The 21,771-nt window shown below is 62.3% G+C and carries 21 protein-coding genes; 14 read left to right on the top strand and 7 right to left on the bottom strand.

Going from position 1 to position 21,771, the window contains the following annotated elements; translation table 11 throughout:
* Positions 1 to 14 precede the first annotated feature (14 nt).
* Positions 15 to 1,139, top strand: a complete 1,125-nt coding sequence (locus O1W68_RS00210; protein ID WP_269300907.1) for a class I SAM-dependent methyltransferase — start codon at positions 15 to 17, stop codon at positions 1,137 to 1,139.
* A gap of 4 nt (positions 1,140 to 1,143) precedes the next feature.
* On the opposite strand, the gene O1W68_RS00205 is transcribed toward O1W68_RS00210, so the two are convergent.
* Complete coding sequence (locus O1W68_RS00205) at positions 1,144 to 1,566, bottom strand: hypothetical protein (protein ID WP_186628957.1); 423 nt, start codon at positions 1,564 to 1,566, stop codon at positions 1,144 to 1,146.
* Between the two features lie 187 nt (positions 1,567 to 1,753).
* Between O1W68_RS00205 and O1W68_RS00200 the strand changes: the two genes are divergently transcribed.
* Positions 1,754 to 2,602: a Bax inhibitor-1/YccA family protein gene (locus O1W68_RS00200; RefSeq protein WP_084348004.1), complete on the top strand. Its 849-nt coding sequence runs from the start codon at positions 1,754 to 1,756 to the stop codon at positions 2,600 to 2,602.
* 78 nt (positions 2,603 to 2,680) lie between these two features.
* Here O1W68_RS00200 and O1W68_RS00195 read toward each other — a convergent pair whose 3' ends face one another.
* Both O1W68_RS00195 and O1W68_RS00190 read right to left on the bottom strand, forming a co-directional pair.
* A complete protein-coding gene (locus O1W68_RS00195) occupies positions 2,681 to 3,901 on the bottom strand; it encodes an acetyl-CoA C-acetyltransferase (RefSeq protein WP_269300906.1) in 1,221 nt (406 codons plus the stop codon).
* Positions 3,902 to 3,969: 68 nt separating this feature from the next.
* Entirely contained in the window at positions 3,970 to 4,932 is a 963-nt protein-coding gene (locus O1W68_RS00190; RefSeq protein WP_269300905.1) for an SGNH/GDSL hydrolase family protein, read from the bottom strand.
* Between the two features lie 108 nt (positions 4,933 to 5,040).
* Here O1W68_RS00190 and O1W68_RS00185 point away from each other — a divergent pair, with 108 nt between their 5' ends.
* On the top strand, positions 5,041 to 6,426 hold the full coding sequence (locus O1W68_RS00185; protein ID WP_269300904.1) for a cystathionine beta-synthase: 1,386 nt from the start codon (positions 5,041 to 5,043) through the stop codon (positions 6,424 to 6,426).
* A gap of 59 nt (positions 6,427 to 6,485) precedes the next feature.
* Here the strand turns inward: O1W68_RS00185 and O1W68_RS00180 are convergent, their stop codons facing one another.
* Positions 6,486 to 7,673 carry an acyl-CoA dehydrogenase family protein gene (locus O1W68_RS00180; RefSeq protein ID WP_269300903.1) on the bottom strand — a complete coding sequence of 396 codons (1,188 nt, stop codon included), beginning with the start codon at positions 7,671 to 7,673 and terminating at the stop codon, positions 6,486 to 6,488.
* Between the two features lie 121 nt (positions 7,674 to 7,794).
* On the opposite strand from O1W68_RS00180, the gene O1W68_RS00175 reads away from it, so the two are divergent.
* From O1W68_RS00175 to O1W68_RS00165, 3 genes are read left to right on the top strand one after another with little or no spacing between them, the layout of a single operon-like run.
* Positions 7,795 to 8,967, top strand: coding sequence for a cystathionine gamma-synthase (locus tag O1W68_RS00175; protein ID WP_269300902.1), 1,173 nt, complete (start codon positions 7,795 to 7,797; stop codon positions 8,965 to 8,967).
* 8 nt (positions 8,968 to 8,975) lie between these two features.
* Positions 8,976 to 9,746, top strand: a complete 771-nt coding sequence (locus O1W68_RS00170) for a glutamate racemase (RefSeq protein WP_269300901.1) — start codon at positions 8,976 to 8,978, stop codon at positions 9,744 to 9,746.
* A gap of 58 nt (positions 9,747 to 9,804) precedes the next feature.
* Entirely contained in the window at positions 9,805 to 11,088 is a 1,284-nt protein-coding gene (locus O1W68_RS00165; protein WP_269300900.1) for an MFS transporter, read from the top strand.
* 29 nt (positions 11,089 to 11,117) lie between these two features.
* On the opposite strand, the gene O1W68_RS00160 is transcribed toward O1W68_RS00165, so the two are convergent.
* Positions 11,118 to 12,173 carry a ferredoxin--NADP reductase gene (locus O1W68_RS00160; RefSeq protein ID WP_269300899.1) on the bottom strand — a complete coding sequence of 352 codons (1,056 nt, stop codon included), beginning with the start codon at positions 12,171 to 12,173 and terminating at the stop codon, positions 11,118 to 11,120.
* Positions 12,174 to 12,424: 251 nt separating this feature from the next.
* Between O1W68_RS00160 and mdo the strand changes: the two genes are divergently transcribed.
* The 6 genes from mdo to O1W68_RS00130 all read left to right on the top strand — a co-directional run bounded on the left by mdo (position 12,425) and on the right by O1W68_RS00130 (position 19,716).
* A complete protein-coding gene (gene mdo, locus O1W68_RS00155; protein WP_084348011.1) occupies positions 12,425 to 13,696 on the top strand; it encodes an NDMA-dependent methanol dehydrogenase in 1,272 nt (423 codons plus the stop codon).
* A gap of 106 nt (positions 13,697 to 13,802) precedes the next feature.
* Positions 13,803 to 14,846: a MadB family AAA-type ATPase gene (locus O1W68_RS00150; RefSeq protein WP_269300898.1), complete on the top strand. Its 1,044-nt coding sequence runs from the start codon at positions 13,803 to 13,805 to the stop codon at positions 14,844 to 14,846.
* Positions 14,843 to 16,360, top strand: a complete 1,518-nt coding sequence (gene madC / locus O1W68_RS00145; RefSeq protein ID WP_269300897.1) for a MadC family VWA domain-containing protein — start codon at positions 14,843 to 14,845, stop codon at positions 16,358 to 16,360. Before O1W68_RS00150 ends, madC begins: the two co-directional genes overlap by 4 nt.
* 148 nt (positions 16,361 to 16,508) lie before the next feature.
* Positions 16,509 to 17,726 (top strand): iron-containing alcohol dehydrogenase, encoded by a 1,218-nt coding sequence (locus O1W68_RS00140; RefSeq protein WP_269300896.1) that lies wholly within the window; start codon positions 16,509 to 16,511, stop codon positions 17,724 to 17,726.
* A complete protein-coding gene (locus O1W68_RS00135) occupies positions 17,723 to 19,069 on the top strand; it encodes a MadS family sensor histidine kinase (RefSeq protein WP_269300895.1) in 1,347 nt (448 codons plus the stop codon). Before O1W68_RS00140 ends, O1W68_RS00135 begins: the two co-directional genes overlap by 4 nt.
* Positions 19,066 to 19,716 (top strand): MadR family response regulator transcription factor, encoded by a 651-nt coding sequence (locus O1W68_RS00130; RefSeq protein WP_269300894.1) that lies wholly within the window; start codon positions 19,066 to 19,068, stop codon positions 19,714 to 19,716. The genes O1W68_RS00135 and O1W68_RS00130 overlap by 4 nt, the downstream gene beginning before the upstream one ends.
* 22 nt (positions 19,717 to 19,738) lie before the next feature.
* Here O1W68_RS00130 and mftM read toward each other — a convergent pair whose 3' ends face one another.
* Together mftM and mftR are read right to left on the bottom strand one after the other, a co-directional pair.
* Positions 19,739 to 20,575, bottom strand: a complete 837-nt coding sequence (mftM, locus tag O1W68_RS00125) for a mycofactocin oligosaccharide methyltransferase MftM (protein ID WP_269300893.1) — start codon at positions 20,573 to 20,575, stop codon at positions 19,739 to 19,741.
* Positions 20,572 to 21,210, bottom strand: coding sequence for a mycofactocin system transcriptional regulator (gene mftR, locus O1W68_RS00120; RefSeq protein WP_269300892.1), 639 nt, complete (start codon positions 21,208 to 21,210; stop codon positions 20,572 to 20,574). The genes mftM and mftR overlap by 4 nt, the downstream gene beginning before the upstream one ends.
* A 111-nt stretch (positions 21,211 to 21,321) precedes the next feature.
* On the opposite strand from mftR, the gene mftA reads away from it, so the two are divergent.
* Together mftA and mftB are read left to right on the top strand one after the other, a co-directional pair.
* Positions 21,322 to 21,435, top strand: coding sequence for a mycofactocin precursor MftA (mftA, locus tag O1W68_RS00115; protein ID WP_084348019.1), 114 nt, complete (start codon positions 21,322 to 21,324; stop codon positions 21,433 to 21,435).
* Between the two features lies 1 nt (position 21,436).
* Entirely contained in the window at positions 21,437 to 21,739 is a 303-nt protein-coding gene (mftB, locus tag O1W68_RS00110) for a mycofactocin biosynthesis chaperone MftB (protein WP_269300891.1), read from the top strand.
* Positions 21,740 to 21,771: the final 32 nt, after the last annotated feature.

Raw genomic sequence — 21,771 nt, 5'->3', positions numbered from 1 at the left:
GAAACACTGGTCGGATGCACGAATTGGAATCCGTCCTCGCCGGCCTACGGCGATTTCCCGACACCGAAGCACCCAACCTCTTTGCCGTAGACCCCACAGATCGCCTGTTGCTCGACTCGGTACCTGCTGCGCTGCAGGTAGGCCCTGGCATGCAGATCGCGGTAGTCGGGGACCACTACGGCGCTCTCACTCTCGGCGCCGCTGTGCAGTTCGGGGCCACCGGAATTCGAGTACATCAGGACTCGTCGACCAGTGAAGCAGCCTTGGCACGTAATGCCGCAGCGGTAGGACTGTCGGAGGTGTACGGGAACTTCTCGCTGGGTGAGGACCTCCTGCAGACTGCGGACGTCGTCCTGATGCAACTGCCCCGCAGTCTCGCCGAGCTGACCGAAGTGATCGAACTCATCGCCGCATACGCGCCGAACGACGTGCTGGTCCTTGCCGGTGGTCGCGACAAACACATGTTCCCGGCGATGAACGACATTCTGCGCAAGAATTTCGAGACGTTCAGCGCGGGGCGGGGCAGGCAGAAGTCGCGGGTGTTGTCCGCGGCGACACCGATTCGTGCGACGTCGCGTACGTACCCGGTCACTCGGACGTTGGAAGACGTCGGCTTGACGGTGGTTGCCCACGGTGCTGTGTTCGCCGGGTCGACGCTCGACATCGGAACCCGTTTTCTTCTAGAGCACGAGAGGAAAATGAAGCGTGATGCGCACGTTGTCGTCGATCTCGGTTGTGGCACAGGAATTGTCGCGTGCATGCTCGCGCGCGAGCGCGAGGGAATTCGCGTGCTGGCCACCGATCGCTCGACGGCGGCCGTCGATTCCGCCCGCGCGACTGCCCAGGCGAACGGCCTTGCCGTGGAGGTCCTTCGGGATGACGCCATGGCAACGCTGGAAGACGATTCGGTAGACCTCATCGTATGCAACCCGCCCTTTCACGAGGGCGCGGCGGTGCACACCGGTGGGGCCGAGAAGCTCTTCGCCGCAGCCGGTCGGGTTCTGCGGCCCGGCGGTGAGTTGTGGACCGTATACAACTGGCACTTGAACTATCGGGCTGCGCTCGCGAAGGCTGTCGGGCCGACCGAAGTGAGGGGTAAGAACAAGAAGTTCACCGTCACTCGGTCGACCGTCGCCTGATCGGCTATGTGACGGGGCCGCCGTCTTCGGGGGTCCCGTCGATCTGACCGCGATTACGCCCGCGATCCTCGATCAAGGTTCCTTCGACGATCTCGGCCTGTCGCTGACCGTCCGCGTAGTCGATATCGGGATCCTCGTCGGATTCGAGGATCACATGGTCGACCAGTTCCTCGGTCAACTCTGCGTCGGGAGTTTCGGCAACCGAACGTGCCTCGGACTCCAGCGCGATGTCCGGTTCTTCTTCGCTCAGCTTCTCCTCCAAGCTCTCACCTTCGAGGGCTTCTTCGGCGGTAGTCCCGAACTTGTCTGCCTCACTCCAGTGGTCCGGTGCGTCCACGACCGTGTCGCCGTCGTCGTTGCGCAGTTCGTCCGAGTCCAAGCTTTCGCTCTGATCGAGGGTCTGTCCCGGTCCGTCTTCGATGCTCATGTCCTCCATACTGCACGGCCGAATTTTCCGCTTGTGCGAGCGACCCACCGTCCGGGCCGGTAAAGTCCGAATTGTCCGAACATGTCGGTCCGACTGGGAACTTTTGTCCGGATGTGGAACGTTCTTCATATAACTGCCCGGGGATTTCCCCGCGGTCTGCTCGTTACGACGAAGGGAAAGAGACACGGTGCGCACCTCCAGCAACCCGGTGTTCCGCAACCTGCCCAAGCAGGAGGGCGGCGGATACGCCACTTTCGGCACTGCGACGGCTGGTGCCTCGCAGGCCACACAGCAGTTCGGGCAGCCGGGTACGCAGCCTGAGCCGTATCGGACTGGTCCCACCACGCGGGCGATGACGATCGACGATGTCGTCACCAAGACGGGCATCACACTCGGTGTGCTGTCGATCACCGCGATCATCTCGTACCTGCTCGTCGACAGCAATACCGACCTGGCCGCACCGTTCGTCATCGGTGGCGGACTCGTCGGTCTCGGCCTCGTGTTGTTCGCGACGTTCGGCCGCAAAATGGACAACAAGGCCATCGTTCTGGCCTACGCGGTAGCGGAGGGTTTCTTCCTCGGTGCGTTGTCCTTCATGTTCACGAGTATCGAATTCGGGGGTGTGGGCGGTAGCACTCTCATCGCCCAGGCGGTCCTCGGCACGTTCGGCGTATTCTTCGGCATGCTGGTGGTCTACAAGACCGGCGCTATCCGGGTCACCCCACGATTGACGCGGATGATCGTCGGCGCTCTCATCGGCGTCGTCGTGCTGGCGCTGGGCAACCTGGTGGCGAGCTTCTTCACCGCCGGCGGACTGGGTCTGCGCGACGGTGGCACTGTGGCCATCATTTTCAGCCTCGTCTGCATCGGTATTGCGGCGTTCAGCTTCCTGCTCGATTTCGATCAGGCCGACCAGTTGATCCGCGCGCAGGCTCCCGAGAAGGCAGCGTGGGGCGTAGCTCTCGGATTGACCATCACCTTGGTCTGGCTCTACGTCGAAATCTTGCGTCTGCTGAGCTACTTCAACAACGACTAGTTCTTGCACGAGAAAGGCCCCGCACTCCAATGGAGTCCGGGGCCTTTCTCGTGCAAGAAGCGACCAGGGATGTCTCGATCAGCTCAGGCGTTCCAGAACCATTGCCATACCCATGCCGCCGCCGACACACATGGTCTCGACGCCGAACGTCTTGTCCTGCGTCTTCAGGTTGTTCAGCAGCGTCGTGGTGATGCGGGCACCGGTCATTCCGAAAGGATGCCCGATGGCAATAGCGCCACCGGAGATGTTGAGCTTGTCGTGATCGATGCCGAGATCGCGTGCGGATCCGAGAACCTGGACCGCGAACGCCTCGTTGATCTCGAAGAGGTCGATGTCCGAGATCGACATGCCAGCGATCGAGAGCGCCTTGCGGGTGGCCTCGATCGGGCCGAGACCCATGATCTCGGGCGAAGTACCGGTCACACCCGTGGAGACGATACGCGCAAGCGGCGTGAGGCCGAGCGCCTTTGCCTTCGTATCACTCATGATCACCAGCGCGGCTGCACCATCGTTGAGCGGGCAAGCATTGCCTGCGGTGATGGTTCCGTTCGGACGGAAGACCGGCTTGAGCTGACTGATCTTCTCGTACGTGGTCCCTGCACGCGGGCCGTCGTCCGTCGAGACGACGGTGCCGTCGGGCAGTGTGACCGGGGTGATTTCACGCTCGAAGAAGCCGCTGGCGATGGCTTCCTCAGCACGATTCTGGCTCCGCACGCCCCAGTGATCCTGATCCTCGCGGCTGATGCCGGTGACGAGCGCAACGTTCTCGGCGGTCTGGCCCATCGCGATGTACGCGTCGGGGAGGTCGCCGTTCTCTCGGGGATCGGTCCAGCTGTCCGCGCCCTCTTCTTGCGCCTTCTTGGTGCGGGCCTCGGCATCGGCGAAGAGCGGGTTGTGGCTCTGCGGAAGCGAATCGGAATTGCCGTGAACGAAGCTCGAAACACTTTCGACGCCTGCGGAGATGAAGACATCTCCTTCGCCGGCCTTGATCGCGTGCATGGCCATGCGAGTGGTCTGCAGTGAAGACGAACAGTAGCGAGTGATGGTCGTGCCGGGCAGTGAGTCGTAACCGAGAAGAACGGCGACAATCCGAGCGAGGTTGTTGCCCTGCATTCCGCCGGGGAGGCCACAGCCGAGGAGCAGGTCATCGATGTCGGTCGGGTCGAGCTCGGGGACCTTGGCGAGCGCTGCGGCCACCATCTGCACGGTCAAGTCGTCAGAACGAATGTCCTTGAGCGATCCCTTCATTGCGCGACCGATAGGTGAACGAGCGGTACTGACGATTACTGCCTCTGGCATGAAATCTCCTTTGTTGGCTGCTGCCTGCGAGACTGCGCTAGCAGGCGTTTGCTGTTTCGAACATATCGCTAGCCGCTCTGTGCCTCTATTTCGGCACCTCGACGGCGCAGAAACCTCTCGATCGACGCAGTTGCCCGAGGCCGGAATCTGCGAGACTCTACTGCCGCGGATACCTCGGGCAGCTGGGGTAGTGGTCCGCCGCGCCATTCTCCGAGCGCGGCCGCGAGGACGGGAAGCAACTGACGTGCCGCGAGTTCGTAGCCCGCCGCCGACGGGTGGAAACGATCGGCCGAGAACATGGTCTCCGGCGCGGCAAGAAACTCCGGAGCGAGCAGATCTGCCAAAGCGACCGGATGACCGCCGGCAGACAGGGTGGCCGCGGTCTGTGCGCGAGCGAGTCGAAGGCCCCAGTTCCGCACGACGGTGCGCAGCGGTTGCGGAATGGCTGTGACCACACCGAGGTCGGGGCACGTACCGACCACCACCACAGTTCCCTGCGCGGTCAGACGTTCCACCGCGGCGCCGAGTCGCGTCGCCGAGGCGCTGATCGAGAACTTCTTGGTGACATCGTTGGCGCCGATGAGGATGACAACGGCGTCGGGCGCAGGACCGGCGACGAACATCGCATCGACCTGACCTTCGAGTCCTTTCGATGTTGCACCCGCAAGCGCTTTGGTGCTCAGCCTAATTCGTTTGTCCGTCTCCTCGGCCAAACCGCGGGCCACGAGGACACCGGGCACCTCCTCCGCGACGGCGCACCCGACGCCTGCAGCAGTGGAGTCGCCGAAGACCATCAGGTGAATATCGGCCGAAATTCCGGGCCGCCAGCGCTGCGGGGTCGGTGATCCTGCGGTGTAGACGCCGTCGGCCTCGGGAGGTTTGGTGGTGTTCCTCCCGATCACGCCTCGCGCGGAACTCGCCTGGGACATCAGCGTTTTGTACGCAGCCCAGGATGCAGTGCCGGCGGAGGAGCCTGCCAGGACGGTCGCGGCACCTGCTTTGGCGGCCCTCTGCCATCGATTCACCGGCACTCGAGGTCCATTTCTTTCTGCGCCATGCCGTCCATCGTATGCAACGAACCACACGTGCCTCGGTGGTACCGGGAAGCCGCCCGTGGTGGCGTCTGGGAAGATGTAGGTATGCGCATTGCTCAGCACGTCACCGAACTCATCGGCAACACTCCGTTGGTCAAGCTGTCCTCCGTTGTCGGCGACAACGCAGGGACGGTCGCTGCCAAGATCGAATACCTCAACCCGGGCGGCTCGTCGAAGGACCGCATCGCGGTCAAGATGATCGACGCCGCCGAAGCTGCAGGAGAGCTGAAGCCCGGTGGGACGATCGTCGAGCCCACCTCCGGTAACACCGGCGTCGGGTTGGCTCTGGTAGCTCAGCAGCGGGGTTACAAGTGCGTCTTCGTCTGCCCCGACAAAGTCGGCGAGGACAAGCGCAACGTCCTCCGCGCGTACGGCGCCGAGGTCGTGGTCTGCCCGACCGCCGTCGCACCGGAGGATCCGAACAGCTACTACAGCGTCTCCGATCGTCTCGTGCAGGAAATCGACGGAGCTTGGAAGCCGAATCAATACGCCAACCCGGCAGGCCCCCAGAGTCACTACGAGACCACCGGCCCCGAGATCTGGGCCGATACCGACGGCAAGATCACTCACTTCGTTGCGGGCGTCGGTACCGGCGGCACCATCTCCGGAACAGGCAGGTACCTCAAGGAGATGTCCGGCGGCAAGGTCAAGGTCGTCGGCGTCGACCCTGAAGGTTCGGTCTACTCCGGCGGTACCGGCCGTCCGTACCTCGTCGAGGGCGTCGGCGAGGACTTCTGGCCGACCGCGTACGACCCGTCGATCCCCGACGAAATTATCGCGGTATCCGATGCGGACTCGTTCGACATGACACGACGGTTGGCTCGGGAAGAAGGCCTGCTGGTCGGCGGATCCTGCGGCATGGCAGTGGTAGCTGCGATCAAGGTTGCCGAGCGTGAAGGCCCCGACGCGCTCGTCGTCGTGCTCTTGCCCGACGGTGGCCGCGGTTACCTGGCCAAGATCTTCAACGACGACTGGATGTCCTCCTACGGATTCCTGCGCTCACGTCTCGACGGCAAGACCGATGAACCGTCGGTCGGTGACGTCCTGCGGGGCAAGTCCGGCGCGCTACCGGCACTCGTGCACACGCATCCGTCCGAGACCGTCCGCGACGCCATCGAGATTCTCCGTGAATACGGCGTCTCGCAGATGCCGGTCGTCGGCGCCGAGCCGCCCGTCATGGCAGGGGAGGTTGCAGGCAGCGTCACCGAGCGCGATCTGCTCAGTGCAGTCTTCGAAGGACGCGCAGCACTCGCTGATCCGGTGGCCAAGCATATGAGCGAGCCGTTCCCGCTCATCGGCGCAGGCGAGCACGTGTCAGATGCGACGAAGGCGCTGGGGGAGACCGATGCCCTCATGGTCGTAGAAGAAGGCAAGCCGGTTGGTGTCATCACCCGACATGATCTCCTCGGATTCCTCAGCAAGGGTGCATAGCCCCACGTGAGTGGAATTTGTGCCCTCGGGCGTGAATTCCACTCACGTGCGTCGAGCGCTTATCGCACTGCGCTCGACCCGGTCAACGCCTGGCCCACTACCAACTGGTGTACCTCGGACGTGCCCTCGTAGGTGAGGACGGACTCGAGGTTGTTGGCGTGCCGTAGCACCGGGTACTCCAACGTGATTCCGTTGGCACCCAAAATCGTTCGACATTCACGGGCGATCTTGATCGCCTCCCGCACGTTGTTGAGTTTGCCGACCGATACTTGCTCACCTCGCAGTTGGCCCTTGTCCTTCAGGCGTCCGAGGTGGAGTGCAAGGAGCTGACCCTTTCCGAGCTCCAAGGCCATGTTCGCAAGCTTTGCCTGGGTCAGCTGGTAGGCGGCCAGGGGCTTGTCGAACACCTCTCGGGTTTGGGAATACTCGATCGCCGATTCCATGCAATCTCGGGCCGCTCCCATCGCACCGAAAATGATGCCGAAGCGTGCCTCGTTGAGGCACCCGAGCGGGCCGCTCAGCCCGCGCGCCTCGGGGAGCATCGCGTCGTGGGGAAGCCTGACGTCCTCGAGCACGAGTTCACCGGTGATGGACGCCCGAAGCGACAATTTGTTCTTCACGGTGTTCGCAGTGAAACCCGGAGTGTCCGTCGGTACTACGAAGCCGCGAATCTTGTCATCGGTCTGTGCCCAGACCACGGCGACATCGGCGATCGGGCCGTTGGTGATCCACATCTTGCTGCCGTTGAGGATCCAGTCGCTTCCGTCCTTCTTCGCTCGGGTCCTCATGCCGCTGGGGTTCGAGCCGAAGTCCGCCTCGGTCAGTCCGAAGCATCCGATGCTCGACCCCTCGGCCATCGACGGGAGCCACTGCTGCTTCTGCTCCTCGGAGCCGAACTTCCAAATCGCGAACATCGCCAGCGAACCTTGCACAGAGACGAGGCTGCGAATCCCGGAGTCCATGGCTTCGAGTTCCATACAGGCCAATCCGTATGCAGTCGCCGAGGTTCCAGCGCAGCCGTAACCTTCCAAGTGCATCCCGAGCAGGCCGAGTGCGCCCAGTTCCTTCGCAAGTTCGCGAGCGGGGACAGTGCCCGCCTCGTACCATTCCGCCAAGTGCGGGCGGATGCGCTCGTTGCCCAGCTTGCGGACCGTCTCGCGAATCTGACGTTCCTCGGAGTCCAGGAGAGTATCGAGCGCGAACAATTCTTCGACGCTCTGCGAGCTGTGGGGTGTCGAGTCGGCCACGGTGTGCCTCGTTTCTTCCGGCGGTGTTCTCCGCTGGCTTGGATGAGTGTTGCCGCCGAAATTTCGTGCGGCTGAGTCTCCCGCAGGCTACCCATTTCCTGCACCTATTAGTCTGGAAGCCATGAGTGAGCAGCGCAGCAAGGCAGACAGCACGTCCGTACAGGGGTTTTCCACCAAAGCGGTGCATGCGGGGTACGAGCCCGATCCGTTGACCGGTGCGGTCAACGTGCCTATCTATGCAAGCTCGACGTTCGCTCAGGACGGCGTCGGCGGCATGCGCAGTGGGTTCGAGTACGCCCGCACTGGAAACCCGACACGTCGGCCGCTCGAAGCCAACCTTGCTGCGATCGAATCCGGCACCTACGGCCGAGCGTTCTCGTCGGGCATGGCGGCCACGGATTGCCTCCTTCGTGCGACCCTGCGACCCGGCGACCACCTCGTCATTCCGAATGACGCTTACGGCGGCACTTTCCGCCTGATCGACAAGGTTTTCACCCAGTGGGGTATCGAGTACTCCGTCGCGGCAGTGTCCGATGTCGATGCCGTTCGTCAGGCGATTCGGCCGAATACCAAGCTTGTGTGGGTCGAGACGCCGACCAACCCGCTTCTCAACATCGGCGACATCGAGGCACTCGCGGAGGTTGCTCACGGCTCGAATGCGAAGTTGGTCGTGGACAATACTTTCGCCTCGCCCTACTTGCAGCAGCCACTTGCACTCGGTGCGGACGTCGTGCTGCATTCGACGACGAAGTACATCGGCGGACACTCCGACGTCGTCGGCGGGGCACTGATCACCGATGACGAAGAGCTCGACGCGGCCTTCGCGTTTCTGCAGAACGGGGCCGGTGGAGTGCCAGGGCCGTTCGACGCATTTCTGACCCTGCGCGGCATCAAGACGCTGGCGTTGAGAATGGAGCGTCACAGCGACAATGCCGAAAAGCTCGTCGAGATGCTGAACAGTCATACGGCGATCTCGCAGGTCATCTACCCGGGATTGGCGGAACACCCTTCGCATCATGTCGCGGCAAAGCAGATGCGACGCTTCGGCGGCATGATTTCGGTTCTGCTCGGCGGCGGTCAGCAGGCAGCGCTCGACTTTTGTGCTCGCACTGAAATCTTTACCCTCGCGGAGTCCCTTGGTGGCGTGGAATCACTCATCGAACACCCCGGGGCGATGACTCACGCGTCGACGGCAGGGTCGCTGCTCGAGGTTCCCGATAATCTCGTTCGCTTGTCGGTAGGTATCGAAGACGCCGCTGATCTCATCGGCGATCTCGAGCAGGCGCTGGGCTGACACACGCAGTGATGATCGGTTTGATCGACTCGGGGCTCGGCCTGTTGCCGACGGCTGCACACTTGAGGGAACTGCGTCCCGAGCTCGATCTGATTCTGCTGATGGATCCAGACGGGGCCCCATGGGGCCCGAAGCCGGACGCGTGGGTGATCGATCGCGTGGTGAATGCTGCCGATCGCGCTGTGTCATCGGGAGCAGAGGTAATCGTGTTGCCGTGCAACACCGCGAGTGTGACGGCATTGGCGCACGTCCGTCGCCACCTCGGTGACGCGATTCCGGTGATCGGCACCGTCCCAGCGATCAAACCCGCTGCGGCAGCAAGTGATCGGATCGCGATTTGGGCAACGGCTGCAACGACGGCCAGTGCGTACCAAGCGCGGTTGATCGAGGAGTTCGCGACGGGTCGGTCCGTCACTTCGGTCGCGTGTCACGGTCTCGCGGATTCCATCGACCGGGGCGACACGGAGGCGATCTCCGCGGCGATCCGTGCTGCGGTCGGTGCCACGCCGGAACATGTCGATGCCGTAGTTCTCGGATGCACCCACTATCCGTTGGTATCGAACGAGATCGCTTCTCTGTTGCCGGAGAACGTGCGCCTGTTCGACAGCGCCGAAGCCGTTGCCCGGCAGACGCTTCGGCGGATCGACTCGGCGGGTGACTTTGCTGCCGGGTCGAGTGAGCTGACAGTGTTCCTCAGCGGCCGGGCAGGTGAGCTTCCGGCCAGTGCGCTTGCGCACCGCGAAGGCCGGTTGCTGAGCGAACTGTCGATCCACCAGTGAGCGGGCGGGCCGCGCTTTCGGCACCGGAGACCAGGCAGGTATACCGTTAGTTAAAGCAATGATCGTCGCATTAGCGGAAGTAGGGACCTACGTGGTCAGCGTCGAGTCGAAGATCGCCTTTCCCCCTCGCGCCCGGATGCAGCGTCGACTGCCGTACGGTGTCGCGTTCTGGGTCGTCGGACTGACCTACCTCGTAACAATGGCGTCGTCGGCAGCACCGTCCCCGCTCTACCCGATCTACCAGAGCAACTGGAACTTCTCATCGACGACATTGACCGTGGTTTTCGCGGTCTACGCGTTGGCGCTGCTCGCAGCTCTGCTCACCGTCGGAGGTCTGTCCGACCACGTTGGGCGAAAGCCCATTCTGGTGGGTTCGATCGCTCTTCTGGTGGTCAGCCTGCTGCTCTTCATCGTGGCCGACGGCGTGTCAGGTCTGATCGCTGCGCGCATCGTGCAAGGACTCGCCGCGGGCGCTGCGATCGGTGCGATGAATGCAGCAGTGGTCGATCTCCAGCCGTCGAACACCTCGGGTCCGCTCGTGAACAGCGTCGCACCCTCACTGGGTTTGGCCTCGGGCGCGCTCGGCGCCGGACTGTTGGTGCAACTCGCCCCTGCCCCGACGGTCCTCGTGTACGCCATGCTCATCGGAGTTCTGGTGATTCTCACTGTCGCCCTCGCGTTCCTACCCGAAACCTCCGCGCTCCGAGGAGTGGACTCGAAGCGGCATCTTGCACATTTGGTGCTCCCGAAGATGGCAATACCAGCCGACATCAGGACACCATTCCTGCTCATCGTTCCTGCGCTCGTCGCAACGTGGTCCTTGGGCGGATTTCACCTCTCCCTCGGATCGTCGATCATCCGATCGGTCTTCGGAATCGACAATCACATCGTCGGCGGACTCGAAAGCTTCGCGCTTTTCTTCTCCGGATCCCTGGCAGCGGCATCCGTACGACATCGCCCACCGCGCACCGTCATGATCGCCGGTGCCCTCGTCTTGGCAACCGGCGTGGCGATCTCCCTTCTCGCAGTGAGCACCTCGACAGTCGCGCTCTACTTCATCGGCACCGCCGTCGCAGGTGCAGGGTGGGGCAGCGCATTTCTCGGAGCCATGCGCACGCTCGGAGCTCTCGTCCCCGCAGCCGATCGCGGAAGCATGTTCGCCACGACCTTCGCCATCAGCTACCTGGCATTCAGTCTGCCCGCCGTCGTCGGAGGATTCGCCGTACACATCTTCGGCTTGGAGCGGACTGCCCTCGTGTACGGCGGATTCGTGATCTTGCTGGCCTTGATCTCGGCCGTCGGATTCGGCATCGCCTCACGGCGCGAAAGCGGGCCTCGGTAGCTTCCCCAGCGCTGACATTTCTTCCGGCGTCAGAACTCGATTTCAAGGTGGTCGCTGACCGGGTGAGCTTGGCAACCGAGGATCAAGCCCTCGGCTATGTCCTCGTCGTCGAGGACCTCGCAGTTGTCCATCGTCACTTCGCCGACGGAGAGGGTGCACGCGCAGGATCCGCATTCGCCCTCTCTGCAGGAGTACGGGACGTCGAGTCCGCCGGCCAGCATCACGTCCACCAGTGTCTGCTTCCGTGGCCACGAGAGGGTATGAGTTTCGCCGTCGAGTTCGACCTCGACGGTCGCGGCCGACGCAGTGTCATCGTCGGTCAGTTCGATCTCGGGGGCGTCGGTGAACGGATCCCCGGCGAGGGACAAGAACACCTCGCTGTGCACGTTCTCGCGGGGGAACCCGCCCGAGGAGAGCGCCTTGTGCACTGCGTCCATGAAGGGCGCGGGCCCACACATGAACGCGCGGTACTCGCGGAACGGTGTCGCGAATGTTGCCAGCTGATCGACCGTCGGAATGCCCTGTAGTGATTCGAGCCAGTGCACGACCACGAGTCGGCGGGGATATTCGGTTGCGAGAGCACGAAGTTCTTCGGCGAAGATGACCGAGTCCCCGTCGCGATTGGCGTAGAAAAGGAACACCTTCCCGGTGCCCTCTCCCAGCGCGGACTTCAAAATCGAGATCACCGGAGTGATTCCCGATCCTGCGCCGAACAGCAGGAAGTCGTCGTCCAGATCTGCCGGGGTGAACCGTCCCGACGGCGGGAGCACCTCGATGGTGTCGCCGGCCTTCACGTTGTCGCATACCCAGTTGGACCCGTAACCGTCGGACGTGCGCTTGATCGTCACCTTGGGGCGGGCGTCGCGGTGCGGTGAGCTCGCCAGGGAGTAGCACCGAGCGACCGAGCCGGTCCGGTCGCTCGGAATACGCAGGGTGAGGAACTGCCCGGGCTTGTAGGTGAATTTGTCCTTGGCGTCTTCGGGGATATCGAAGACGATCGACCGCGCATCGGCCGATTCTTCGATTACATCCGCCACCGTGAGCAGTACGGATCTGGAGCCGTGGGGCACGTCGACTGTCGTCATTCGGTGGTGTCCTCTCGATCAATTGTAACGTGTTCTAGTTTAGCCATCTCGTCTCGCTTCTGTCGATCTTCGCCTGTCCTGTTCGGCCGTGCAGCACCGGGACCTACCCGATCGGATAGTTCACCTCCGGCGAAGGCAGGGTTCGCGTCGGTATCTGTTCACAGACCGCCTCCCGGCCGACAGAGTTGCCATCAGTGAGACGCCGATCACAGCCGGTGTCCACGCAATCCATCCACACCGAGGAGATACCGATGGCAATCGAGCTCAACCAGATCTGGGAGTTTCCGATCAAGGAGTTCCACCCACTGCCCCGCGCCAAGCTGGGAGTCGGTGCCCACGACATGCTCGGTGTCGAGGCCAAAGAGCTTGGATTCAAGCGCGCCTTGCTTGTTACCACCGGACTTCGCGGATCCGGAATCATCGAGGAACTGATCGGCAAGATCGAATACCAGGGCGTCGAGGTTGTCCTCTACGACAAGATAGAGAGCAACCCCAAGGACTACAACGTCATGGATGGTGCCGCTCTGTATCAGAAGGAAAAGTGCGACAGCGTCATCTCCGTAGGTGGTGGCTCCAGCCACGACGCAGCCAAGGGCATCCGCGTCGTCGTCGCTCATGACGGCCGAAACATCAACGAGTTCGAAGGATTCTCCAAGTCCACGAACAAGCAGAATCCGCCGCATATCGCCGTATCCACCACGGCCGGAACCGGTTCGGAGACTTCCTGGGCCTACGTGATCACCGATACCTCCAATATGGACAAGCCGCACAAGTGGCTTGCTTTCGACGAGGCGTCGACTCCGACTCTGGCACTCGATGATCCGCTCCTGTATTACACCTGCCCGCAACAGTGGACGGCATTCTGCGGATTCGACGTCCTCGCTCACGGCGCCGAGCCGTACGTGTCACGTCTGGACTTCGCACCCTCACTGGGTAATGCCATCTACTCGATCGGCTTGGTGTCCAAGCATCTTCGCGAGGCCGTGTACGACCCGGGCAATCTGAAGGCTCGCGAGGGCATGATGAACGCCCAGTACATTGCGACTCAGGCGTTCAACTCCGGCGGACTCGGCGTCATCCACTCTATCTCGCACGCCATCAGCGCCTTCTACGACAGCGCGCATGGACTGAACAATGCCATCGCCCTGCCGCGGGTGTGGGAATACAACCTGCCTTCTCGCTACAAGCGCTACGCCGAGATTGCCGTAGCCATGGGCGTCGACACCAAGAACATGACTACCGTTCAGGCTGCCGACGCCGCTGTCGAGGCCGCGATTCGACTCGCCAAGGATGTCGGTATTCCCGACAACTTCGGCTCCATCCGATCGGCAACCTACGGCAAGAACCGGATGAACACCGGCAAATACGCAGGCAAGGGCGACGTGATCAAGGGCGACGAGAAGTCGGTACTGAAGATCTCCGAGCATGTCCAGGACGACTGGTGCACACCGGGCAATCCGCGGGAAGTCACCGTCGAGTCCATGCTCCCGGTGATCTCACACGCCATCAACGAGTCCTACTAGTCGGCAGTCTCCAACGTGCTGTCGGTGTGGTCGGGTGCACCCACGTGCACCCGACCACGTCGGCAGGAACGCGGTCGTTCGGGCCACAACTACGAGAAGGACACCAATGACAAGGTTGTCGACAGTGCATAACGACGACGACGAGGGGACCGTCCGATTCGTCGACGCGACGGATCTACAACGAGCATTGGGCGAGCAGAACTACATCGCCGATGACGATCTCGCCACCGTAGTTCATCTGGCGACCGCCTTGGATCGTCCATTGCTGCTGGAAGGCCCAGCGGGCGTGGGAAAGACGGAATTGGCGAAGTCGCTCGCGGCGGCGAGCGGGCGCAAACTCGTACGGCTCCAGTGCTACGAGGGCCTCGATGACAACCGAGCCCTGTACGAATGGGATTATGCCAAGCAGCTCCTGCACGTGCAGATGCTGCGCGAGCATATCGGCGCGCTGACCGAACACATCACCGACATCGACGAAGCGTCGAAGTTGCTGGCAGCCAGAGACTTCGGTCTGTATTCCGAGGCATTCCTCGCCGTTCGACCGTTGCTCGAGTCCGTGCTGTCCGAGGAACCGGTGGTGCTCCTTGTCGACGAGGTCGACCGCACCGAGGAATCGATGGAAGCGCTGCTGCTCGAGGTTCTGGCCGAAAAGCAGGTCACCATTCCCGAAGTGGGCACCTTCACAGCCCGTAGTGACCCGTGGGTCATATTGACCTCCAACGATACTCGCGAACTTTCCTCTGCGCTCAAGCGTCGCTGCTTGCACTTTCATCTCGACTACCCGACGCCGCAGCGAGAGCGGGAGATCGTCACGGCCCGCGCCCCCGAAGTGCCGGTGAAGGTTGCCGCCGACGTCGTGGCTTTGGCCGCCGAGCTGCGCGAACTCCCGTTGCGCAAGAGCCCCTCCATCTCGGAGGTCATCGACGCTGCTCGGATAGCAGCCGTTCTCGGTCATACCGAAGAAACCAAGAAGTACTTGCTTGCCGCCCTCGTCAAATATTCCTCCGATATGAAACTGGCGCTCGCAGGGGCTGTGCCGGACAAGCTCACGACTGCTGAGAGCTCACTCGGAGCACCGATGAATACCACCGCCTCCGCTTTCCGTGGCCATGGTGGCCGCGAAAAGGGCGGCATCGGGATACGAAAATGACTGGTGCACCGACATTTTCACCGTCGATTGTGTTGGATGTACTGTCGGCGGTGTTCGGACGTACGTTGCGGGTCAACAGCGTCGCCTCCTCTCCAGCCGAAGTGATCGAAGTTCGACGCGTCCTCGGCCTGGTAGGAGCCCGCGACCTCACCGTTCTTCGTGCGGCTCTTCGGGCTACGTGCGCAAAATATGCGCACGAGCAGGTGGGTTTCGATCGGGCGTTCGATTCGCTGTTCCTCGTCGCCCGAGGGTCCGCGACGGAGTCGGCCCGTCGAGCGCTGGGTGCGCAGGTGGCCGGTGGGTTGCCGAGTGATCTCGATGTCGGCGCGGATCAGGAAGCGGCGAAGTACGCCGAGTACAACGAGCGAGCAGTGGAAATCGGTGATCTTCTCGACGCCCCGGAAGCGGACAAGGGCTTCAATCCGCACAAGGACGATGACGACATCAGCCTGTCCTCCGAGGATCATGACCTTTCGGTCGACACCGATGGTGACATGGGTAGAAGGGGTGTGACGTACACCGTCGATCTCGAGCGCTCTGGATCGACTGCCGCGGGGGAGTTGGCGTCGAGTACCAGCGGTGCCGTGGCGGGGACGCTCAGTTGGGACGATCCGGCGAGCATTCTGGCGTGGTTCGACGCCTACGACCCGCGCAGCGTTTACGGCGACGGTACCGACTCGGGCCCGTTGTCGGCGGCGCAACTCGACAAAATCACCGACGCGGTCGAAGCTTTCGTAGCTGCGCTCGCCGAGCTGACCGGGACCATGTCCACGCCCGACCCGTTGGGCGTGGCCGATCGTGCCACCGAGCGTCACGCCGAGATCGATCGGGCAAGCCACGAGGTGCTTCGTCGGATGCGAGGCAAGCCACGTCCGAGGCCTCGGGAGCATTCGCGAGGGCCCCTCGACATGCGTCGGACAGTCAGAGCGAGTCTGGGGACCGATGGCATCCCGTTTCACTTGGTGACCAGAACGCCGGTGTCGGACAAGGTCCGGCTGTTGGTTTTGGCAGATGTGTCGCTGTCGGTCAGGCCGATCACGGCGTTCACGCTGCGGCTCGCACAAGCCATGCACAGGAGGGCCCATCGGTGCACCGTGATGGGTTTCGTCGATTCGCCGGTAGATGTGACCACCACACTGCTCGGTAGCACCGGCGATGGTGCATTGGCAGCAGTGTTGGCCGACGAGCGTCTCGATCTCGAAGCGAGCAGCGATTACGGTAAGACTTTCGCGAATCTGCTCGCCGAGTACGGCGATGTTCTGAACAAGCGCACTGCTGTCATCATCGTCGGAGACGGTCGGTGCAACGGTCGACCGCCCGGAATCGACGAGCTCGAGAAGATCCGGTCCAAGGTGCACCGGTTGGCGTGGATCACTCCGGAATCACGACGCTACTGGGATCAGGCGTCCTGCTCGATGGGAGAGTACGAGCGGATGTGCGATCACGTGGTCGTGGCCCGTGACGGTCAGCAGCTGACTGCTCAGGCTGCAGAGTTGGGGCATGCGCTTTCCTGACCGACGCAAGCCCGTGACCTACCCGATCGGGCAGGTCAGCACCCCTCCTGGCGCCCGTGGGGATGATGCTCTTCGACTCGTATGGTTGTAACGTGCATCACATACGATTCGGACACGGTTACGACAGGCATTGCAGAGGCGAGAAGCGATGATCGAAGCGGCAGCGACACGTCAGGCGCTGCACGATCTGCATTCACATCGCAGTTCGGTGGAAACACCCAGAGTCCTCAAGTTCCATGCGCCCGAGATCGTGTTCGGACAGGACTCGTTGGGTGAAGTGGCACATTCGGCCCTTCGATTGGGGGCCAGGCGACCGATGGTGGTCACCGACGCCGGGCTCATCGAGACAGGCTGGGTTGCCCAGTTGATCCAACTGCTCGAAGACCAAGGCCTCGAACCGACTACCTGGAGCGCTCTGACGCCGAATCCCAAGGACGTCGAGATCGAAGCAGGACACGCCTCATATCAAGAGTTCGAATGCGACGTCCTGGTGGCCATCGGGGGTGGTTCGGTCATGGACGCGGCCAAAGGGATCGCAGTTCTCGCCGGCAATGGTGGATCGATACTCGACTACGAGGGAGTGGATCGAGCCACCCGCCCTATCCCGCCGCTCGTGATGGTCCCTACGACGTCGGGTACCGGCGCCGATGTCTCGCAATTCTGCATCGTTACCGATACCGCACGGTCGAGGAAGATCACCATCCTCGGCCGCGGGTTGGTTCCGGACATCACCGTCATCGATCCTCGTCTGTTGACTACGATGCCCGAGTGGCTCAACGCAGCAACAGGTTTGGATGCGTTGACGCACGGCATCGAGGCCTTCGTTTCGCTCGGTCACAATCAACTCACCGATCATCACGCGCTGCGGGCGGTCACCATGGTCACCTCTCATCTCGCTCGTACGATGGACGTGCCGTCGGACATCGTTGCCCGTACGTCGATGGCACAGGCGAGTCTCGAAGCCGGACTGGCGTTCACCAATGCCATTCTCGGAGCGACACATGCGATGAGTCACCAAGTCGGTGGGCTACTGGACCTCCCGCACGGGGTCATCAACGGAGTCCTTCTCCCGCACGTCATCAGGTTCAACGCCGAGGCCGATCCACTACCGTATGTGGCCATCGCGACCAGTCTCGGACTCGACGAGGCTCGCGGACCTGCGGAAGAAGCCGCCTTGGCTGTCGCAGCGCGAGTCGAGCGATTGGCGCGGCAAGTCGGAGTTCCCAAAGGCCTCGGCGACATCGGGGTCAGCGAGCACGATATCGACGTGCTCGCAACCAACGCCCTACGCGATGCATGCATGTCGACCAACCCGCGCCCGGCCACCCACCATGAGATGGCTGAACTGTTCAGGGCGGCGTTGTGACTGCCTCGCAGCCGGATCTCTCGCTACTGACAGGCCTGAGGTCCGGGAAGAACACGTTCTACCCGCAGTATCGCGGTGCGGCTGAGCGGCTGGAGCGGGTGGTGCACGCATTGGAACTGATTTCGCGCGCGCTCGTGCGCACCGTCGACGGCCCGGAAACTCTCATCTGCGCAGTCGCCGAGGCCGCCAGGGCGCATCTGAGCGCGCAATGGGTTGTCTTCGCGCTCGCCGACGGAGCGTTGGGCGACGCCGGCCCGCGGCGACTCGTTCTCGGCCCTGACGCCACCCCATTTCTCGTCGACAACGTAGAAGGCCCACCACTGCCCGAGGACGTCGTCGAGTGCCTGGAGTCGATCAGGCTCGCGACGATCGGCGACGGGCGTGACCCCGTCATCGCAGCCCATCACGCATTCGTCCCCATCGCGCTCGACGGTGGCGTCGTCGGCGCTTTTGCCGCATGGACACCCGACCACCGCGTACTCGACGCGACCGACTCTGCCGTGTTGAGCATTCTGGCGAGTCAAACTGCTGTCGCACTGCAGAACTCGGCGCTGTACCAGAGTCGAAGAGTCCTCCTCGAGCGCGCCGAGAGTGCCTACGACGAGGCACACCGGACAGCAGCCGACCTGGCGATCCGCAACGCCGAACTCGAAGCGACGCAACGCCAACTGGGCGCAGCTCATCGCCATCAGGTTCTCGATGACGAGCGTCATCGTATTGCCCGAGAACTACACGACAGTGTGACACAGGCGGTCCTGTCGGCCGGGATGCAAATCGAATTGTGCCGCAACGACATTCCGGCTGACGAGCGTAGAGAGCGACTCGATCTGGCGAAGGAGTTGACCCGGCGTGCCGTCGAGCAACTGCGTTCGGCGATCTATGCGCTCAACCACGCGCAGGACGCCGACCGCACCTCGCTGCCGGAGATGCTCGAACAACTCTCGATCGTGCGCATGCCGGACGAACTGCGGGTCTCGTTGCGGATAGAAGGTACCCCCCTCGAACTCAGTAGCGAGTGCGAGCACGGACTCCTGCGCATCGCGGGAGAGGCGTTGTTCAACACCGCCGTCCACGCTGGTGCGACGCGGGCGACGCTGCGTTTGGCCTACCGTGAAGATCACGTTCAACTGTCCATTGCCGATGACGGCCAGGGCGATCCCGCGCACCTACGCCTGATGCTTCGGATGGCGGAGAACAACGACGTCGACGGCAGACACCGAGGCCTGGCGAACATGGCAGCGCGGGCGCGTGAGCACGGTGGCGCACTCGAAATTCGTAGAGCCCGAATCGGCGGCGTACGCGTATCTGCGCGCATCCCGTACGAGAGAGTGAGCAAGCCGTGACCGCACATACCGACGTCGTTCGTATCGTCCTGGTCGACGATCACGCCATTCTGCGCGACGGCCTCAGGTCCGTGTTGGAACGTGAACTGGATCTGACCATCGTCGGGGAAGCGTCGTCGCGGGGTGAGGGTCTGGCGGTGGTGGATCGGGTGAAACCGGACATCGTGCTGATGGATCTTAAATTGTCTGCGAGTTCGGACTACGAGGGCCTCGCGCTGTGTGCGCAGCTGTCGGGCGCACACCCCGGCATCGGTCTTCTGGTGTTGACCACCTTCCTCGACGACCGACTGGTCGTGGAGGCAGTGCACGCGGGCGCACGAGGATATGTTGTCAAAGATGTCGACACCACCGAGCTCGTTCGTGCCATCCGCGCGGTGTCACGAGGTGAGAGTGCGTTCGATTCCCGGAGTGCGTCTGCAGTCGTTCGATCTCTCAACGGGCAAGGCTCGAGCGTCGGGAGGCTGACCGATCGTGAACTCGAGGTTCTGCGCCTGCTGGCAACTGGACTGTCCAACAACAGTATCGGCACCAAGCTGTTCATCTCGGCGACGACGGTCAAATTTCACGTCAGCAACCTGATGCGCAAACTCGGTGTCAGCCGTCGAGCCGAGGCGGTCTATGCCGCGAGCAAGCAAGGGCTGATTTGAGGTTTCGGTGCGATGCTTCGGCTCATACCGGAAGCAAAACGGGTGCTTTGTTCAGAACCAGCCACCCGCCGTGGAATTCGGCAACGTCGAAGTCGGTATGGGTAGATCGCCCTAGTTCGATCAAGGCTGCCTCGTCGAAGGTGCGGACGTGGCCATGGCATGCGGTGGCCACGTCTTCGAAAGGTACAGCGATGACCACTCTGGTCCGTGCGATGCGTAAGGCCTCTTCGATGATCCGCGTGCCGGTATCTGCGTCCACGTGCTCGAGGAGGTGCAAGGCCGTCACCGTGTCGACGCTGTTGTCCGCGAGTGGGACATCGGCTGCGTCACAGATCAGTGTCTCGATGGTGACGCCGAGGTGCGGCGCGACTGTATCGAGTAGGCGCATGGTGCCGGCCGACAGATCGGTCGCCGTCACAGTATGTCCGCTCAACGCAAGGCGGAGTGGGAAGAATCCGAAACACGAACCCAGATCCAGAACCGAACCGATCACCAAGTGTTCTGCGCGCTCGTGAATGGATGCGAAATCCGCAACTCCCGACAGCAATTCGTCGAGCGAGTTTCGGTAATACGTGGCCCATGCTTCGACCGGATCGGCAACTGTCGAGCGAACGAGGCCGACCATCACCAGCTCGAACTCCCGCTGAGACAGTTCGGCGTCGACTGCATGTGCGGTGATCTCCCGGACGAGTCTTTCGCCGATGTCCCTCGAGCTCAGGCCGTGGCGGACATCCACCGCGGCGCCGTGGCGCGTCACACCGATGTGTCCGGGGGCTGCCCGCGGAGTGAACGTGACGGTCGTATTTTCGTGAGTCCACGAACCGGGAACGCTGGGCGCGAGGGCGTCTAGTTCGGTCATGTCGATTCTTTCGCGTAAGTGATCGAAGCCGTCGGAGTGCTGGGAATACCGGAATACAGCGTTCTGGTGCCGTCGGACAGAAGCTCGGCGAGGTCGAGTGTGTCATCGGTGAGCCACTGCTCGTATGCAGACATTGCCACACCGAGAACCAGCCAGCCAACCGTTCGGGGAAAGTGATCGCTTGCGTTCGAATCCGTTCGCGCCGCCACGTATTCGGTGATGACACCCCGCCAGCCCTCGTACATGAGCATCGAGTAACCCTGGAGCGCAGGATTTCGCAGAATCAGCTCCATGCGTTGGCGGTGGACCGCGCGTTCGGCCTCGGGGAAAGTGTTGAAATGTAGAAGTGCAGAGCGAATTCCGTCGGCCAGCAAGATGTCATGGGGAAGTGCAGCAAGAAGGCTGCGAAGTGCACCGAGTTGTTCGTCGAAGTCCCCCCACGGAACGGCGTTCTTGGATGGGAAATATCGAAAGAACGTGCGGCGCGCGATGCCGGCGGCTTCGGCGATCTCGTCCACGCTGGTCTCGTCGAATCCGTTCCGAGCGAAGAGCTCGATGCCGAGATCGCTGATCTCACCCCTCGTTGTGGATGGGCGTCGACCTACCCGGCTGGACGGTTTCGTACGACTTTCCACTTTTTCTCTCCGATTGGTGTCATTCTGCACTCGATGCCATTATTGTAGTGAACCAAGTCACGTCCAGCACCGGGTGTGGCGGATCCACATATTTTCACCTGGAGGTAAGCGATGTCCCAGAATTCTAAGACCGACGTTGTCAACGCTGCAGTGATCGAGACCGACCTCGTCGAAGAATCCCTCGTCGAAGAGGTTTCCATCGACGGTATGTGCGGCGTCTACTGACATGTCCGCACCCGTGAAGTCGTCCCAGGAAGCTGCACTGGACCTGGATGCTCGATGGGCTCTTCACCCGCAGGTGGCGCTGCGTCCCGAGTCGTTCGGGGCGCTACTCTACCACTTCGGGACACGCAAACTCTCTTTTCTCAAGAACCGGACGATCGTGACGATCATCGAATCGTTACCCGATCATTCTGACCTGCGGTCCGCGATCATGGCTGCAGGAATCGCAGAATCGGCACTGCCCCAGTACACGCGCGCCCTCGCGACACTGGTCGGTTCGCACATGCTCGTCCGTATCGACGCCTGATCGCCGCACTCACCAGAGAACTCGAGCACGCC

It is taken from the genome of Rhodococcus sp. H36-A4 (genome assembly GCF_027158005.1).
In the GTDB taxonomy this organism is placed as follows: Bacteria; Actinomycetota; Actinomycetes; order Mycobacteriales; family Mycobacteriaceae; genus Rhodococcoides.
This window is presented reverse-complemented; position numbering and strand designations above follow the sequence as displayed.

Excerpts from the sequence above, each read along its gene's own strand:
- O1W68_RS00195 (WP_269300906.1), bottom strand. The coding sequence starts at position 3,901 with ATGCCAGAGGCAGTAATCGTCAGTACCGCTCGTTCACCTATCGGTCGC.
- mftM (WP_269300893.1), bottom strand. The coding sequence starts at position 20,575 with ATGACCGAACTAGACGCCCTCGCGCCCAGCGTTCCCGGTTCGTGGACT.
- O1W68_RS00150 (WP_269300898.1), top strand. The coding sequence starts at position 13,803 with ATGACAAGGTTGTCGACAGTGCATAACGACGACGACGAGGGGACCGTC.
- O1W68_RS00165 (WP_269300900.1), top strand. The coding sequence starts at position 9,805 with ATGATCGTCGCATTAGCGGAAGTAGGGACCTACGTGGTCAGCGTCGAG.
- O1W68_RS00175 (WP_269300902.1), top strand. The coding sequence starts at position 7,795 with ATGAGTGAGCAGCGCAGCAAGGCAGACAGCACGTCCGTACAGGGGTTT.
- madC (WP_269300897.1), top strand. The coding sequence starts at position 14,843 with ATGACTGGTGCACCGACATTTTCACCGTCGATTGTGTTGGATGTACTG.
- O1W68_RS00210 (WP_269300907.1), top strand. The coding sequence starts at position 15 with ATGCACGAATTGGAATCCGTCCTCGCCGGCCTACGGCGATTTCCCGAC.
- O1W68_RS00185 (WP_269300904.1), top strand. The coding sequence starts at position 5,041 with ATGCGCATTGCTCAGCACGTCACCGAACTCATCGGCAACACTCCGTTG.
- mdo (WP_084348011.1), top strand. The coding sequence starts at position 12,425 with ATGGCAATCGAGCTCAACCAGATCTGGGAGTTTCCGATCAAGGAGTTC.
- O1W68_RS00140 (WP_269300896.1), top strand. The coding sequence starts at position 16,509 with ATGATCGAAGCGGCAGCGACACGTCAGGCGCTGCACGATCTGCATTCA.
- O1W68_RS00160 (WP_269300899.1), bottom strand. The coding sequence starts at position 12,173 with ATGACGACAGTCGACGTGCCCCACGGCTCCAGATCCGTACTGCTCACG.
- O1W68_RS00205 (WP_186628957.1), bottom strand. The coding sequence starts at position 1,566 with ATGAGCATCGAAGACGGACCGGGACAGACCCTCGATCAGAGCGAAAGC.
- mftB (WP_269300891.1), top strand. The coding sequence starts at position 21,437 with ATGTCCGCACCCGTGAAGTCGTCCCAGGAAGCTGCACTGGACCTGGAT.
- mftA (WP_084348019.1), top strand. The coding sequence starts at position 21,322 with ATGTCCCAGAATTCTAAGACCGACGTTGTCAACGCTGCAGTGATCGAG.